The organism is Clostridium sp. UBA5119 (genome assembly GCF_002414285.1).
GTDB classification, from domain to species: domain Bacteria; phylum Bacillota; class Clostridia; order Clostridiales; family Clostridiaceae; genus Clostridium_J; species Clostridium_J sulfidigenes.
In genome coordinates, this window is the sequence record NZ_DHYX01000013.1 from 35,938 (window position 1) to 53,276 (window position 17,339).

Here is a 17,339-nt window from a genome sequence, read left to right on the forward strand (position 1 = left end):
GGAAATTCCCCATTACTTTTTTAATATATTTTAATATATTATTTTACTTCATATCACATATTAACACCTTTGTTTAACTGTAGTAATATATTTATATACGGAGGTGTATAAATTATGATTTATTTTGCTCATAGAGGTGCTAGCAAAAATTATCCTGAGAATACTTTGCTTGCTTTTCATAAGGCTATAATTGCTGGTGCAAAAGCTATTGAACTAGATGTTCATAAAACAAAGGATAATAAACTAGTAGTTATCCATGATGAAAATGTTGCAAGAACCTTTCAAGGTAAGGGACTTATAAAAGACTTAACCCTCGAAGAAATTAGTTCCTTAAAATCTAGAAATATTAATTATGAAAATAACAAGTTATGCAAGATTCCAATTTTATACCAGGTCTTAGAGTTACTTAAACCTAGTAAAATCTTTATAAATATAGAACTTAAAACTGATGTTACTCACTATAAAAATATAGAAAAAGACGTGATTGATTTAATAAAAAACTATGGTATTGAAAACCATGTATTACTTTCTAGTTTTAATCACACTTCCCTTGAAATATGTAAATCCATAGATAAAAATATAAAATTAGGTGTGCTAATTGATAGAAAAATTGATAATATAATTGCCTATGCTAAAAATCTAGGTGCTTATTCTTTAAATTCTAATGTTTATTTAGTAAATGAGCCTTTAATCAAATTGGCTCATAATAATAATTTAAAAGTATTTACCTACACCGTAAATAAACCATTTATAGCCAATCACCTTGATAAAATTGGATGTGATGGTATCTTTACCGATAACATAGAGAAATTTATTCACTCTTAGTATAGTTTAATTTTTAAAACTTTCAATAAAAAGATATGGATTTATTAACATTTTATTTAATAAATTCATATCTTTTTTTGTTATGTAATATAAAATAATAATCATAAACTTTTTATGATTTTATTAATCTCTTAACCTATTTTTATTAACAACGGTAGTATTTCTCCCCTTTTCCTTAGCCTCATAAAGGTTTATATCTGCTCTATGTATTATATCTTCGGTATTCATATGTAAATCTCTAAATCCATATACTCCGAAACTACATGTTATACTAAACTTATTTCCTTTATGTTCAAGGGTTGTTTCCTCTAAATTCTTCCTAATTCTTTCTGCAATAATTTCTGCTTTATCTTCATCCGTGTCATTTAAAACTATTAAAAATTCTTCTCCACCATAACGTCCAATCCAATCACTTCCATTACTTCTAATATATTTTGAAGCAATTCTCGTAAAGTCCCTTAATACATTATCTCCAACTATATGACCATAGGTATCATTAATTTCCTTAAAATAATCTATATCTGCCATTATAACAGACATAGATTTTTTTTCCCTTATAGATTTCTCAACATCAACTTCTAATCGCTCTCTTATGTACCTTCTATTATATACACCTGTAAGATCATCTATTAGTGTAGTTTCTTGTATGTTTTTCAAAAACTTCTCAATAGATTCTGCATATTCCTTCTCCCTATCTATAATAGCTCCCCCTTTTGATATATCCTTCACTAATTCAACTATATAGGTTTCCTTGCCAATATTTATAGGAGAAGCCATAACTAGAAAAATCCTGTTTTTGTTATACTCTATTTTTACTACAGTTTCATTACTTTCATATGCCTTTTTAGAAATACAATTTTCACATATGCCCTTCTTATCCCATAACTCATAACAGTGTGTATCAGTATTTATAGTATTGATATCTGTTGATAAAATTTTATTATTATTGGGATTAATTATTCTTATCACATCATATATATTTTTAAAGATTGAAAGTCGCTCTTTCACATCATCCATTATATCCATACTTCAAAAACCTCCTTGTTTAAAATATGGCTTCATTTGTTCTGTATTTTTTATTTTTCAACTGTAATAAAGTACATCTCTACATGTAATTCTAAAATATCTTTAATATATATTTTGAAAAAATGATCTAGAATATACTTCTATTTAACTATTCATCTATAGGAAGTACATCTATATATTTCTCTGATACATCATTTGTAAAACTTTCTACACTCATAAGTTTTTTATTAATCTGCTTAGTCCTTGTACCTACAAGCTTATCTAAATCTGTACTTGCTTGATTTAACTTTTTCTGTGTAGCTTTAAGTACCTCTTCAAATTTTCCAAACTCTGTTTTAACTGCTCCAAGTACATTCCAAACTTCACTTGATCTTTTTTCAATTGCAAGAGTCCTAAACCCCATCTGTAAACTATTTAAAAGTGCTGCTAAAGTTGTTGGGCCCGTTATATTTATCTTATATTCTCTTTGAAGAATTTCAACCAAATTAGTCCTTTTAACTACCTCTGCATAAAGACCTTCTATTGGTAAAAACATAATTGCAAAATCAGTGGTGTAAGGTGGGTCTATATATTTATCTCTAATATCCTTAGCTGATTTCTTTATGGCTGTTTCTAACTTTTTATAACCTTCTTCTATTAAACTTTGGTCTCCTGTATCATAGGCATCCACTAAATTATGGTATACATCCAAAGGAAACTTTGAATCTACAGGAAGGTATACTACATCAGAGGTTTTATCCTTACCTGGAAGTCTTATTGCAAATTCCACATTATCTCTAGATCCTTTCTTAGTTACTACATTTATATCGTACTGTTCTTTAGTAAGAATTTGATCTAAAATTCTTCCCAATTGAATTTCTCCTAAGGTTCCTCTAGTCTTAACATTAGAAAGAACTTTTTTTAAATCTCCTACTCCCATAGCTAAGGTTTGCATTTCTCCTAGTCCTTTATGCACAACTTCCAATCTTTCACTTACCAACTTAAAGGATTCTCCTAATCTTTTCTCTAATGTACTTTGTAACTTTTCATCCACAGTTTCCCTCATTTTTTCTAACTTATCCTCAGTAGATTTAAGCAACTCACCCTGTTTTTGGGATAAATCATTAAATTTTTCCTTTTGAAGATCGTTAAACTCATTAACACTTTTAGAAAATTGATTTTCAAAGGATTTAAGTGATTTTTCTATAGTATTAGAATATGTATCTAGTTGATTCTTTTGAAAATTTGCTATTTCACTCATTCTACCTAAAATAGCTTCACTTAACCTCTGTATTTGAAGATTCAACTCAATTCTAGCTTCTTTTTCACCTTTACGAGATTCTTCCCTATTTCTAGAGATTTCATCTCTAAAGGCTTTTTCTAATTTATCAACACTTTTATCTATATCTCCTACTCTTTGTTCTATATGTAAAATTGAACTCTCAATATCACCTGTACTGCCCTTATGCATTCTGCTTCTAGAATCCTTTAATTTTAAAGTAAAATATATATTTATAATTAACAATATAATTACAATAACCAATAAAATTTCCATTACCTTATCCCCAATCTTAAAATTTATATAAGAATATTACTCTCAAATACCATTTAAAGGCTAAATAGAAAATTTTATCTATTTAGCCTTATATTTAAGGTAAAATAAGAAACATGAAAATATGTTCCCTTGGTCATTATATCATTTTTCAGTATAAAATTACAAATAGATTAAACTATTAAACTCTTCAATGTTTTTTACTATCTATTTAATTTATGTTATATACTTTTCATAAGTACAATTTTAAACTCAGTACCTATGTCCACTTCACTTTTAACTTCTATATATCCTCCTTGGGCTTCAATAATTGATTTACTAAGAGATAATCCAATTCCAACAGACTCAGATTTTCCCCCTTTATAAAATCTCTTAAAAATATTATGAAGATCCTTTTCACTAATTCCCACCCCATTATCCCTTATTACAATTTTTGTATTTATAGGGTTTTCTTCAAGCTCTATATGAATTTCACCATTATAACTATGTTCTACACCATTCTTAACTATATTAATCAACGCTTCTCCTAACCATTTCTCATCATAATTAAACATAAACTTATTTTTATTTTTTTTGTTAATCTCTTCTTTATTACTTATTAACGTTTCTTCATACATATTACTTTCAAACACTATATTAACTTTATTTTCTGCTGCCATCATTGCAACATTGTCTATAACTTCATAAATAGTATTAACTAAGCTATTTTCCTTCATGTTAAATTCAATTGCTCTTGCATCTACCTTTGCTAGCTTCAATATACTTTTTATAAGCCAATCCATACGATTTAATTGTGTCTTACTATTATGTAAGAATTTTTCCCTATTTTCTTCACTAATTTTCTTATTACTTAAAATATCATTATAAATAATAAGGGCAGATAGCGGTGTTTTTAATTGATGAGATATGTCTGATAATATATTTACTAGAAACTCCTTTTCTTTTTTTAAATCTACCATCTGACTTTGTAAAACTTGTCTCATATTTTTAAATCCATAGGAAAGTTTTGCAAAATCTCCTTCCTTCTCTTCATAAAGATTTACATCATAGTTTTCTTCTAGTATTTCCTTTGAGGCTCTTGTCAAATTTCTTACTCGACTATATATACCTCTATACTGAATATAATTTAATAATATTAGTAAACCTCCAAATGTACTACCTATAATTATAAATATAAATTTACTATTTTTAAAAGCTTCATTTATTCCATCTATATACATTATATTCATATTGTCTTTATAGCCATAATTATCTATAATTTTTTCTCCTAATTTTATCTCTTCCTTTGTTGGCACTTTAAAGGCTGCCTCTACTAAATCCGCTTCAAGATTAGGGAATTTTTCTACCATTGTAGATAACATTGCAGCCCTGCCATCTATATATTGACTCTTTATGTTATTAAAATAAAAAGTAATCCACATATTAACGATAAATATAAATATTATAATTATAAATAATAACACTATAGAACTCTTTTTTAATTCTGGATTTATAAGCTCTTTCATTAATTTCTCCTACTTTCCATTAACAACTTCTTTTACCCACATATAGCCTAGTCCTCTTTTCGTTATAACATATTCTGGCTTACTAGGATTATCTTCTATTTTTTCTCTAAGTCTTTTTATATAGACTGAAAGAGTATTTTCCTCTACATATGCTCCTTCTTCACCAAATAATTCCTTTAATATATGATCCTTGCTAAGTAATATTTCTGGACTCTGTAGAAATGCTAAAAGAAGTCTATATTCCTTTGCTGTTAATGATATCTTTTCATTACCCTTGGATACCTCTGCACTAGACGTGTTAATAATTATATCCCCTGACCTTAAAGTTGTTATATTATTATCACCTTTTCCAACTCTTCTTAAAACTACACGGATTCTTGATAATAACTCCTTTACTCTAAAAGGTTTTGTTATATAGTCATCACCACCTATATCTAATCCCAAAATTATATTTACTTCTTCATCTAAAGCAGTTAAAAATATTATAGGTGTGTCCTTCTTTTCCTTCACGTATTTGCAAAAGTCATATCCACTTCCATCAGGTAAATTTATATCTAGAAGTATTAAATCAAACTCATCATTATTAAATTTTTCTTTTCCATTCTCTATAGAGCCCACTCTAAAAACCTGATACTCTTCTTCTTGAAGGGTATATTCTACTCCTAAAGCTAATGCCTCATCATCTTCAACTAATAAAATTCTATTCATTACATAACCTCCTCCATAAACAAATTTTCAAATTATTTATTAACACTACTTTAAAACTTGCATTTATAACTTAATTTTATCATTAAAATCATATAACATTATAGGAATTTTAAAAAGCCTAGGTTATAATTATATTAAAACAAAAATCCAAAGAATATTTCCTTGGATTTTTGTTTTATCTATTTCTTATTCTTATTTTAAAATAACTGTTTTATTTAATAATAGGTCTATATTATTTACTCACCTCTTATACTATCAATAATATTTTGTTTACTTAATTTTCTAAGAGGTATTAATGCTGAAACATATCCCATAATAATTACAGCTACAATAGAAATAATAATACTATTCCATGGTAATGTGAATTTAAAATCCCTAATATTTGACATAGGGTTATATAGTATATATGCTAGTATAGTACCTGCTACTGAACCAATAATTCCTCCGTATAGTCCAAATAATACACCTTCAAAGGTTATCATTTTTCTCACTTGTTTCCTTGTCATCCCTATAGCTTTTAAAGCTGCTATTTCCTTATTTCTAAGAAGAATATTTGTAGTTACCGTATTTACAATGTTTACTGCACTTATTAACGTTATTACTATTATAAATCCCATAAGCAATATACTCATTTGCAATTTATACGCCTTTTCACTTTTAGCAGATTCTATTTTATTATAATAGCCAATTCCTGCATTAGTATTTTCTATCTTTTTTAGCGATTTATCTATTTTATCTAAATAACTTTCATCTTTAATTTTTATTCCCATATCTGTAACTTTAAAATTTTTCATCTGCTGCTGATTGCCTTCTATTATATTCTTAACAGTATTCTTACTTCCTATAACATTTAATACTCCTTGATAATCTAAATCACTAAAAGGCTGAACATCCATAATTGCTACTACCTTAACCTTCTTAAGCTCCTTACTATTAAAGTTCTCTTGTCCATCTGAATATTCCACATCACTAATTAGTATCTCATCTCCTACTTTAAGTTTAGCCATAGGTGCAATAAGACTTCTCTTATCTCCAAAGAATGTTGTTTCTCTAACTATAATTACTTCTCCATCCTTAAGATTATCAATGCTTCCTTCCTTAATATATTTCTTAGCCACATTTAACTTATTATCTTCATAGGCTTGAAATACAACACTAATTTTCGATTTGTTTTTTCCATCAACTTTACTCTTGAATAAATCTTCATCCCTATTTTCTGCTGCCCACTGTCTTACTTCTTTAGGTATAGCATAATCCTCAACAAATCCTTGAGTTAATATGAAATTATAATGTTTATAGACTTCACTTACCCCTGAAATATTTCTTACTTCTTCAATTAATTTATTATTTATAGCATCTAGTTTTTCAGTATTACCATTATCATAAATGGTAAATGCAATGTCATTATCTTCAGTAACCTTCTCAGAAAAATTATCTGAGAACTTAGCAAAGCTCATAAAAGCTACAAATAGGGTTACACTTATAGCCATAGATAATACAGTGATATAAAATCTTCTTTTATTTCTCTTAACATTTTTTAGAGCCATGGCTGTATCTATTTTGAATAACTTTCCTAAAAATTTACCACTCCTATTTCTCTTTTCTTTCTTAATTAAAGATTGACTACTTATAGCTATTAATGGCGAAATCTTACCGGCACTTCTAGCTGGTAGATAAGCTGAAACATATATAGTTGCTGCTCCTATACCACTACTTAATAATAGTACAAATGGTGATGTTACTACTTTAAGGTTTGAAAACTCACCCAATCCTGACATCTTATTAAAGGTAAATGCAATACAATATACAGCCACTATTCCAAAGAATACTCCAAGAGGAATACCTATAAATATCATAATAGATGCTTCTCTAATTACTAAATTCATAATTTGTTTTTTAGTAGTTCCAATAGCTCTTAACAATCCAAACTGCTTCATTCTTTCTGCTATGCTAATATGGAAAGCATTATAAATAACCACCACTGTAGCCAAAACAACAATTCCTATAACAATGAAAACTATCATAAATAGAGATTTATTCATATCAGCATTACTGGACTCCCCTATAAGTCTTAGTAAATCTTTATTTTGTATTACTTCACTTTTACTACTAACAAGATTAGATACTTCCTTAATCACTTCTTGTTTATCAGCTTCATCCTTAATTTCAACTAATAATGTGGAATCTTCTTTCACATTACTATCATTCTTTATTAAATAAGCCTTTGATATTCCTTCACTTTGATTTCGCCAATCATCTTTAGCTATTCCAGATAAGGTATAATCTTTTTCATCTCCATCTTCATCTTGTATTTTAATTATATCACCTACTTTAACTTCTTCATCAAAATATCTAAGAATCCATCTTTCAATAACAACTTGATTATTACTCCTAGGTAATTGGCCTTCTTCTAAATTTATATTCATAAGTTTAAATGCAGCTTCATTTAAATAGTTAAGTTCAATGTTTTTATCCTTTATAAATGGAACAGCGTTTTTACTAATCATAACCCCTAAACTATTAACATTTATATTAGTTTGAATCTTATTTATTTCATCTTCAGATACATTAGTTATAGCAACATGAAATGCCCCTATACTTTTCTTTGAATTTTCAATCATAGAATTCTGCACTGTTAATATAAAAGTACATATTGATGTTATAAGTGCTACTGACAATATTATTCCTATTATAGTTAATATTGTCCTTTTTTTATTATCCTTTAAGTATTTTCCACTTAAAGCTTTATAACTATTAATCAATGTTTCTTCCCCCTATGCCATAGTTTTATCACTTTCAATTTTTCCATCACTTAAAGTTATAACTCTATCTGCTTGTTCAGCCACATTCCTATCGTGAGTTATAAGTATTAGAGTTTGATTATACTTTCTAGCCGTAACCTTTAAAAGCTCTATAACTTCCTTAGAATTCTTACTATCCAAATTACCCGTTGGCTCATCTGCAAGAATTATAGATGGCTTATTTATAAGCGCTCTTGCTATTGACACTCTTTGTTGCTGACCTCCTGAAAGCTCTGATGGAATATGTTTTCTTCTATCCTCAAGACCGATCATAGATATAATTTCATCTAAATATTTTTTATCTACCTTCTCACTATCAAGAAGGGCAGGTAAAGATATATTTTCTTCTACATCGAGAATAGGCATTAAATTGAAGAATTGAAATATAAATCCTATATTTCTTCTTCTAAAGATACTAAGACCAGTTTCATTTTGCTTGTATATGTCTATATCATTTATAAATACTTTTCCGCTAGTAGGTATATCTAATCCTCCAATTAAATGAAGTAATGTAGACTTTCCAGAACCTGAAGCTCCTACTATAGCTACAAATTGTCCTTTATCAATGCTAAAGCTAGTATCATCTAAAGCACGAACCTGACTATTTCCTTCTCCATAATACTTCTTTAAGTTTTCAACTCTTAAAATCTCCATACATAATTCTCCTTCAATCTATATTAAAATTTTGTAGTTACAATAATTTAACTCTTAGCCTCAATAGTATTTAGATTAAGGTTATATTAATCACTGAACTTCTCTTTACAAATATCATTATATATATTTAACTATTTTTTCACCATAAACCTTACCTTACACAATTAATAGTTTTCTTACATTTTAGTCATATAAGAAAGAGTGTAGCTAAATTGTCATTAAACAAATTTAACTACACTCTTCCAATTCTAAAAGTTAATTATATAACTCCATTCCTAAATCAGTAGTAGATGAATGTTCAAATTCACATATATCATATCCAGATACACTTAATTGAAAATCCTTCTTTTTTCCTCTCCCTATATACCCTTCATAACTACTATTTGAATTTACTGAATTAAAGTTTTCTTCATTACCTAGATCAGCTCCATCAAAGTATACTCTTCCTCCATGATTATCTTTTAAATTAACCTTCATAGCATAATTGTCAAAATCAGTGGTATACTCTACATCCCTTCCAACTAATATAACATTTTTTCCTATTGGCATGTAGGCTTCTATATTTATATAATTAGCATTGATGGTAACATTATTAGGTAGCACTTTTCCTTCTCCATAATCCTTATAAGTACCTCCTGAATATACCCTAGCATTATTACAATCTATTTTAACATTTTCAGCATTTATAAATTCTCTTAAGTCTATTTCTAGATAATTGCTAGTTTTAATATTAATATTTTTAAGAGTATTATTATGTGGCAAATTTACATATCCCCCTCTAGGGCTTGTAAAAATCAATGTATCTTTCAAAACTTTACTATCCTTTATTGTTAGGTTTGTATAATAATTACTATTAAAATTAATGTCTACTCCCACTGGAACTTCTATAACAATTTGAGCATTATTATTTTTTTCTTCCATAAGTGTGTAAATAATTGCATCATAAGATTTTTCAAAAAATCCCCTTATATTTTTTGCTTCAAAAAAATTATACATAGTTCTGTCTCCTACAACTTTAAGACCCTTTGTATTGGCATCATAGGAAGTTTGTACCTTCATATCATTTTCTATATATTCTAGTACCTTAACCCTTGTATTTTTATCTGATGAAGATTTAATTTCTACATTATACCCTTTATTTTCTAATGATGAAATATCAACAACATCAACTTGTTTATCTGTTACGAATACTTCTCTTTCCGAAGGAGTTGCATTTATTATTTCTCTTTGAACTCTATAAACTTCATTTGCAATTTTAGGCATCATATATGCTCCACTTACAATAGATCCTGTAATTCCTACTGCAAGAAACACTCCAGCCACAATAAGAGATTTTTTCCATCTATTCATTAATTTTTTCCTCCTTATCATCTTTATTTTCTTCTTTATAATCTACATCTATAACTTCTGTAAATATAGGCTTTTCTTCGTAAGCCTTATCTTCTACAGAAATTTCTTCTACCTCTTCATTTTTTTCAGTGGCACTTTCAGTATTCTTCTCATTACCTTCAGCATTTTCTTGTTGATTTTTAACTCTTACATACATATTTCTAGTTTTAACCCAAGATATATACTGAACTACTAGGTATTTTAATCCTTTATATACTAGACAGTACAAGATCCAACATAAAATAATAAATCCAGTCCATGCTATACAAACAAAGAATCCAAATACTCCCATAGATATATCAATTCCGCAAAGGAAGGCAGCTCCTAGATAACCTATAAAGTTTGCAATTGACATTCCAACAAGTCCTAAACCACTGGTTATCATAGATATAACTATTGTTAACGCTGGGAAAAATAATAAAACACTTATAACAACTATTATTAATTTTACTCCAGCAGAAGATATCTTTCCGTTAATTACTGAATTGGAATCTAAAAATTCCTTAGTCTTATTACCTGCCTTTTTCCCTTGTCTCTTTACGTTTTTCCAAATATTTTTAGCGTCCTTAGAAACTTTATCTTTAAGTTCACTATTGCTACTACTTGTAGATTTGCCTTGTCCCTTCATCTCTTCAGTTAATTCTTTTGCAATGCTCTTAGGAGAACCTAATGTTTTTATAATCTCCTCATCACTCTTTCCCTGCAATTCTCCATTTAAGAAAAATTCTTCATAGTCCCTTAATATATCATTTATCTCAAGTTCACTAAAAGCTCCCTTTAAGTAATCTCTAAGTATATCTAAAAAATCATTTTTAGTCATTATTCTTATTCTCCTTCCTATAACATCCTAATATTAAATTTACATCCCTTACAAACTCATCCCATTCTTTAACTAAAGTACTTAAATTACCTTTTCCATAGTCTGTAATCCTATAGTATTTTCTATCTGGGCCACCTTCTGACTTCACCATATAGGTTTCAAAATTTCCTTCTGTAGTAAGTCTTCGTAATAATGGATATATAGTGCTTTCCTTTACTGACATAACTCTTGAAATATTTTCTACAATTTCATACCCATACATATCTCTGTCATTTATAAGTGTGAGAACACAGATTTCAATTACACCTTTTCTGAGTTGTGTACTCATATCTAAACCTCCTTTATTAAGTTTTAATAACATACTTTTCTTTGTATATATTTTAACTATCCTTATACTATGTAAAACACAATAGTGTCTTAAAAAATATAGAAGTTACTGTGTATTACACAAACCTTCTAAAACTTTAGCAACTTAACTATGTAAAACATAGTAGTCCCTTTTAAATTTGGTACTACGTTTTACATAGTACCCTTACATTCTTATGTTATCATAGTATCGTGTTATACACAATAGGTACATATTAAAAATATCATAAATAAAACATAAAGATTTTATAAATATATTTAACTGCTATATTCTAATTAGTGTACAACCTCTTTATATTAAAATAACCAAGGCTTTAAGCCTTGGTTATACAATGTTAAACTAAATTATTTATAGCTTTCATATACTTCTTGAATCTTATCCCAGTTAAATAAGTTCCAAATACTATTAACGTAATCTGGTCTTACATTCTTATATTTTAAATAATAAGCATGTTCCCAAACGTCGATTGTTACAAGTGGTTTTCTACCTTTACTTAAAGGAGATTCCTGATTTAAAGTAGCCATAACTTCTAGCTCACCATCACTATTTAAAACTAGCCATCCATATCCTGAACCAAATTGTCCAATAGCAGCTTTAGAAACAGCTTCTTTCATATTTGCAACACTTCCAAAGGCTTTATTAATTTTTTCAAGTAATTCTCCCTTTGGTTCACCTTTTCCTCCTGGTGTTAAAATACTAAAGTAAAAGTTGTGGTTTGCCACTCCTCCACCTTGATTAATAACTCCTTGACGAATTTCATTTGGAATACTATCTAAATTCTCTAACAATTGTTCTAAAGTTTTACCTTCAGTAAGAGCTTCATGTCCTTCAAGTAATTTGTTAAGATTATTTACGTATGTTTGTAAATGTTTGCCGTAGTGAGTTTCTACTGTTAAAGCATCAATGTGTGGCTCTAGCTCATTATATTCATAAGGTAATTTAATTTTATCATATGTCATTTTAATTCACCTATCCTTTCCATTTATATCATATGCTTATATTTTACCACTTTTCATACATATAAGCACTAATAAAAATTTTTACTTACAATTTATTATTATAAATTATTTAATATATTATTCATTAACATTTCATATACATTAATATGTGCAAATTTATTTTAAAAATCAATAATTAAGGAGAGATATTTTATGAAATCCACACTATTAATGTGGGAATGCATTGGTGCAATCATGATTTTCCTAATAGGTGCATTAATACATTTTGGCTATGAAGCAACAAACAAGTTATCTTTTACTTCTGGTATCTTTGCCGTTAATGAAAGCATATGGGAACACTGTAAGCTTACCTTTTGGTCTCCTCTAATCTTTGCTATTATAGAATATTTTTTCGTAGGTAAATATGCAAATAATTTTCTCTTTGCAAAGACTCTAAGCGCTTATATTACAACAATTTCAATGTTAGTTATTTATTATGAAACGCTTAAAAAGAATGTCCATCACTCACTACTTAAAGATTTAATTATCTTTGAAGTTAGTATTCTAATAGGACTATTAGTAAGTTATAACTTAATGTTACTACCTGAATTTCCACCAATAATGAATAAGATAGCCATTATTATGCTAGTTGGGGCTACATTCATATTTTACCTATTTACTTATTGTCCACCGAAATTACCTATATTTTATTGTACCGTATCTAATTCCTATGGTATCAAGAATTAAACTTTCACAATAAATATTATTAAAAATGACTATATCAAAATTAACTAAATGTTAATATTTAATATAGTCATTTTAAAATTTATTATACCTTAGGTAATTCTATTATAAATTCCGTTCCTTCATTAACTTCACTTTTAACTTTTATATTTCCTCCATGAGCTTCTATTATTGCCTTAGATATGGTAAGGCCTATACCAGCTCCTCCTGTAACTCTAGTTCTTGATTCATCAGCCCTGTAAAATCGCTGAAAGATATAAGGTAAATGCTCTTTAGAAATTCCTATTCCACTATCCCTTATGTGTATTATTGCTATATTTTTTCCTTCATCACAGGTAATTTCAATTATTCCCCCTTGCTCAGTATATTTTATTCCATTTGAAATGATGTTTATTAACCCTTGAGTAATTTTATCTCTATCTACATTTATAATAAAAGTTTCTAGTTTATTGTTCAAACTGATATTTTTATCATGAAGTTCCTTTTCAAAATTAATTAGAATCATTTCTACTAGTTCCTTTATATCAACTTCATTTTTATTTAAAATCAAATCTTCACTTTCGTATCTAGAAAGATGCTCTAAGGAACCAACTAACCTACTTAATCTTCGTACTTCCTCATGAATACTTTGCAGCCTTTCTTCTGTAGGCTCCCAAATTCCATCTATTAATGCCTCCAGTTGTCCTTGCATGGTAGTTAACGGAGTCCTAAGTTCATGGGAGATATCCTTAGTCATGGTTTTTCTTATCTTTTCCTCTTCATCTAAACTAAAAGCCAAAGTATTTACTGAACTAATCATTTCATTAATTTCTTTTATATTGCTTTCCTCTTTAATTTTATTTTTATATTTGCCTGTAACTATAGAATTTGTGGCTTTAACTACGCTTCCTATAGGTTTGCTTATTGAAGTAGAAATTAAAATTCCTATAAATATGGAGATACCTAAAGAAAAAGTCCCCACAAAAATTAATATATTATCTAAGGTTNNATTTTAAAAAAAATCACATCAGAATCATTATAATAAAGGGGACCATAATAGCCTATTTCAAGAATCCCCGCATATTTTTCATCTATTTTCAAATTATATACTTCCTCAGTATAATCACCTTTATATCCTGGATTTACAATGCTCATATTGTAACCCATCCTACTCATCATTGCCTCACACATACTACTATTATGAGTTTTAGCACTCCATATTACATTATCTGAAATATCTTTTATGCTTATAATAAATCCATTATTTATAGCTTCAATCCCTATGTTTTCTATATTTTTATTATCCCATTGTCCATTTTTATAAGTATTACTTATATCTTTAATCAGTGATTTTTTTCTTCCTCGTATAATATCCTCTAGATATCTATTAAAGTTTTTCTTCATAAATATATGAGATGAAAAACTAATTAAAAGAATAATTGTCATAGAAAATAATAAAAAAATCAAAGTAAGCCTATGTTTCAATTTCATCGAATTATTCACCACCAAACTTATATCCAATGCCGTGAACTGTTAATATATATTTAGGATTTTTACTATTTTCCTCTATCTTACTTCTTAAATTCTTAATATGAGAATCTATTATTCTATCATAAACATCACTATCATCCCCTAGAGCTCGATCAAGAAGTTCTCCTCTAGAGAATACTTTCTTTGGACTTTCACATAAAGCTAAAAGTATCTTGAACTCCGAAGGAGTTAATTCTACTAAATTATTACCTTGTCTTACCTCATAAGTATCTAAGTTTATAACTAGGTCTCCCTTATTAAAGGATAAAATATTATCCTGTTTATAATTCAATGCTCTTTTTAACACTGCATTTACTCTAGCCACTACCTGCTTAGGGCTAAATGGTTTTGTTATATAATCATCAGTCCCTAGAGAAAAACACTTCAAGATGCTTTCTTCCTCTACCTTGGCTGTTAACATTATTATAGGAACCTCTGATTCCTTTCTTATGATTTCACAAATTTTTTCTCCTGATATATCTGGTAACATTAGATCTAGTATTATCAATTTAGGATTGTATTGTTTATATTTATATATAGCTTCACTTCCATTAATTGCTGTTATAACACCATAGCCAGCTTTCTTTAGATATGCTTCCAAAACTTCTAAAATTTTAACTTCATCTTCTACAATAAGTATATCCACTTGCATCTATACTCCTCCATTAATTTAAAACTTATTATAATATACTTCCTAATTATAATAAATCATTATGAAGATTCTATGTAGAATTCCTCCATAAAATCTACACAACTTAAATATATACTTTAGCTACTATCTTAAAATTATGTATGAGGTGATAATTTTGTCTAATAAATCCATAACTCTAAATATTGATAATATGGTATGTACTTCCTGTGAGAATACTATAATAAGACATTTAAAAAAACTTTCAGGAGTTACAAGTGTAAAAGCAAACTATACTAAGGGAACTGTCCATGTAGAATATGATGCTGAGAAAGTACCCTATTCTACCATAGTTTCTACCATTGAAAAATCCGGCTACAAAGTTACTAGTGATAAGAAAAAGAGTACCTCAGAATTTTTACCCATTATGGGAATAGTCCTTATAGCTTTACTTATGATACGCCTTGGCAAAGGTACTGGCCTATTCGATATGTCATCTGCTTTAAGTAGTAAAGTTAGTTACATTGCTCTATTTACCATTGGTGTTTTCACATCTCTACACTGTGTGGGTATGTGTGGTGGAATAATGATGTCCCAAAGTATTACATCTTCTATTGTACCTGAAAAAAACAAATTTAAACCTGGACTTATGTATAATTTAGGCCGTTTAATTTCTTATACGGTTTTAGGTGGTATCGTAGGTGGTATTGGTAAAGCTTTTTCTCTTTCCTTTGGAGTTCAAGGCTTCATAGCAATAGTTGCAGGTTTATTTATGGTAATTATGGGTTTAAACTTATATGGTTTTAAAGCCCTTAGAAAATTTTCTATAAAGCTTCCTTGGAGTAACTGTAACTCCCAGAAAAAATTTAGAAACCCTCTTATAGTAGGATTTTTAAATGGGTTTATGCCTTGTGGTCCCCTACAGACAATGCAGCTTTATGCTCTAGCTTCTGGAAGTGTCATAGCTGGTGCGACTTCAATGTTTTTCTTTGCCCTAGGTACAATTCCTTTAATGCTAGGCTTTGGAGCTATTGCTAATGTACTTAGTCAAAAAAATTCCAAAAGATTAATTAAATACAGTGGTGGTATTATCATAATTTTAGGTATTATTATGGCTAATCGTGGCTTGTCTTTAATAGGAGTTAATTTAATGCCTAATTCCTTATCTTTAGGTGGAAATAATAATACAACTATATCCGATAAATCTTCAGCTAGTAAAGCAACAATTTCTAACGGAAAGCAAGTTATAAGGATTGCAGCTAATAATCAAGGATATACTCCAAATGTAGTTTATATTCAAAAGGGAATTCCTACAGAGTTTATAATTGATGGTGAAAGTATTAACTTCTGTAATAATAAAATTGTTATTCCATCTATGAATATTGAAAAGAATTTATCCTCTGGAGAAAATGTAATAGAATTTACTCCAGACGCTGGGGACATAAACTATAGCTGTTGGATGGGCATGCTTAGAGGAACAATAAAGGTAGTGAATGATTTAAATTCTATAAATGATTCTACTATACAAAATGATATAGATAGTGAATTTTATTATCCTTCTAGTGATTCTAATAACCAATTTTTTAATGGTGGTTTTTCTTGCCATTAATAAAAAAGAAGTATTAAGGAAATTTTCCTTTAANNTTCTTTTTTATATGCATTTTATATAATATTTAATTTTAAATAACTCTTTAAAACTAATTTAATGCAGCTAATAATTTCTCTATGTCTAATCCATGAACTATAGCAGCTTCTGCAAGAGTTTCTGCTTGAGCTGATGGGCAACCTACGCAACCCATACCAAAACTCATTAAAATTTCAGGAGCTCCTTCTTTCATTCTTATAACTTCACCTATTGTCATATCTTTATTTATCATATTCTTTTCCTCCTATA

At 28.4% G+C, this 17,339-nt stretch carries 17 protein-coding genes (1 of these 17 running past the window's edge); 4 read left to right on the plus strand and 13 right to left on the minus strand.

The features are described 5' to 3' along the window. Together B2671_RS01580 and B2671_RS01585 are read left to right on the plus strand one after the other, a co-directional pair. Window positions 1-24: the end of a hypothetical protein gene (locus B2671_RS01580; RefSeq protein ID WP_346868838.1), read on the plus strand. Its footprint begins 114 nt before the window's first position; 24 of the gene's 138 nt are visible here — the last part of the coding sequence; its start codon lies off the left edge, out of view; it ends in the stop codon at window positions 22-24. A gap of 90 nt (window positions 25-114) precedes the next feature. Beyond that, window positions 115-825, plus strand: a complete 711-nt coding sequence (locus tag B2671_RS01585) for a glycerophosphodiester phosphodiesterase (protein ID WP_346868839.1) — start codon at window positions 115-117, stop codon at window positions 823-825. Between the two features lie 123 nt (window positions 826-948). Here the strand turns inward: B2671_RS01585 and B2671_RS01590 are convergent, their stop codons facing one another. The 10 genes from B2671_RS01590 to B2671_RS01635 form a co-directional block, all read right to left on the minus strand. Next, window positions 949-1,851: a GGDEF domain-containing protein gene (locus B2671_RS01590; RefSeq protein ID WP_346868840.1), complete on the minus strand. Its 903-nt coding sequence runs from the start codon at window positions 1,849-1,851 to the stop codon at window positions 949-951. A 148-nt stretch (window positions 1,852-1,999) separates the two neighbouring features. Continuing rightward, a complete protein-coding gene (locus B2671_RS01595) occupies window positions 2,000-3,385 on the minus strand; it encodes a DNA recombination protein RmuC (RefSeq protein WP_346868841.1) in 1,386 nt (461 codons plus the stop codon). 218 nt (window positions 3,386-3,603) lie between these two features. Continuing rightward, window positions 3,604-4,887 (minus strand): HAMP domain-containing sensor histidine kinase, encoded by a 1,284-nt coding sequence (locus tag B2671_RS01600; protein WP_346868842.1) that lies wholly within the window; start codon window positions 4,885-4,887, stop codon window positions 3,604-3,606. A gap of 9 nt (window positions 4,888-4,896) precedes the next feature. After that, a complete protein-coding gene (locus B2671_RS01605) occupies window positions 4,897-5,595 on the minus strand; it encodes a response regulator transcription factor (protein ID WP_346868843.1) in 699 nt (232 codons plus the stop codon). Between the two features lie 236 nt (window positions 5,596-5,831). Next, complete coding sequence (locus B2671_RS01610; RefSeq protein WP_346868844.1) at window positions 5,832-8,357, minus strand: ABC transporter permease; 2,526 nt, start codon at window positions 8,355-8,357, stop codon at window positions 5,832-5,834. Window positions 8,358-8,369: 12 nt separating this feature from the next. Further along, window positions 8,370-9,050 (minus strand): ABC transporter ATP-binding protein, encoded by a 681-nt coding sequence (locus B2671_RS01615; protein WP_346868845.1) that lies wholly within the window; start codon window positions 9,048-9,050, stop codon window positions 8,370-8,372. A 255-nt stretch (window positions 9,051-9,305) separates the two neighbouring features. Beyond that, window positions 9,306-10,400 carry a hypothetical protein gene (locus B2671_RS01620; protein WP_346868846.1) on the minus strand — a complete coding sequence of 365 codons (1,095 nt, stop codon included), beginning with the start codon at window positions 10,398-10,400 and terminating at the stop codon, window positions 9,306-9,308. Further along, the gene (locus B2671_RS01625) at window positions 10,393-11,259 is read right to left on the minus strand and encodes a DUF1700 domain-containing protein (RefSeq protein WP_346868847.1); all 867 of its coding nucleotides are present in this window, start codon (window positions 11,257-11,259) and stop codon (window positions 10,393-10,395) included. Before B2671_RS01625 ends, B2671_RS01620 begins: the two co-directional genes overlap by 8 nt. Then, entirely contained in the window at window positions 11,252-11,587 is a 336-nt protein-coding gene (locus B2671_RS01630) for a PadR family transcriptional regulator (protein ID WP_035132636.1), read from the minus strand. The genes B2671_RS01625 and B2671_RS01630 overlap by 8 nt, the downstream gene beginning before the upstream one ends. 383 nt (window positions 11,588-11,970) lie before the next feature. Continuing rightward, a complete protein-coding gene (locus tag B2671_RS01635) occupies window positions 11,971-12,585 on the minus strand; it encodes a superoxide dismutase (RefSeq protein ID WP_346868848.1) in 615 nt (204 codons plus the stop codon). A gap of 192 nt (window positions 12,586-12,777) precedes the next feature. Between B2671_RS01635 and B2671_RS01640 the strand changes: the two genes are divergently transcribed. Continuing rightward, the gene (locus B2671_RS01640; RefSeq protein ID WP_346868849.1) at window positions 12,778-13,311 is read left to right on the plus strand and encodes a DUF6512 family protein; all 534 of its coding nucleotides are present in this window, start codon (window positions 12,778-12,780) and stop codon (window positions 13,309-13,311) included. A gap of 82 nt (window positions 13,312-13,393) precedes the next feature. Here B2671_RS01640 and B2671_RS01645 read toward each other — a convergent pair whose 3' ends face one another. Together B2671_RS01645 and B2671_RS01650 are read right to left on the minus strand one after the other, a co-directional pair. Continuing rightward, a complete protein-coding gene (locus B2671_RS01645) occupies window positions 13,394-14,269 on the minus strand; it encodes a sensor histidine kinase (protein WP_346868850.1) in 876 nt (291 codons plus the stop codon). Window positions 14,270-14,782: 513 nt separating this feature from the next. Continuing rightward, complete coding sequence (locus tag B2671_RS01650; RefSeq protein ID WP_346868851.1) at window positions 14,783-15,469, minus strand: response regulator transcription factor; 687 nt, start codon at window positions 15,467-15,469, stop codon at window positions 14,783-14,785. 154 nt (window positions 15,470-15,623) lie between these two features. Between B2671_RS01650 and B2671_RS01655 the strand changes: the two genes are divergently transcribed. After that, window positions 15,624-17,054, plus strand: coding sequence for a sulfite exporter TauE/SafE family protein (locus B2671_RS01655; RefSeq protein ID WP_346868852.1), 1,431 nt, complete (start codon window positions 15,624-15,626; stop codon window positions 17,052-17,054). 88 nt (window positions 17,055-17,142) lie between these two features. On the opposite strand, the gene B2671_RS01660 is transcribed toward B2671_RS01655, so the two are convergent. Beyond that, window positions 17,143-17,322: a DUF1858 domain-containing protein gene (locus B2671_RS01660; RefSeq protein WP_035131910.1), complete on the minus strand. Its 180-nt coding sequence runs from the start codon at window positions 17,320-17,322 to the stop codon at window positions 17,143-17,145. Window positions 17,323-17,339 lie beyond the last annotated feature (17 nt).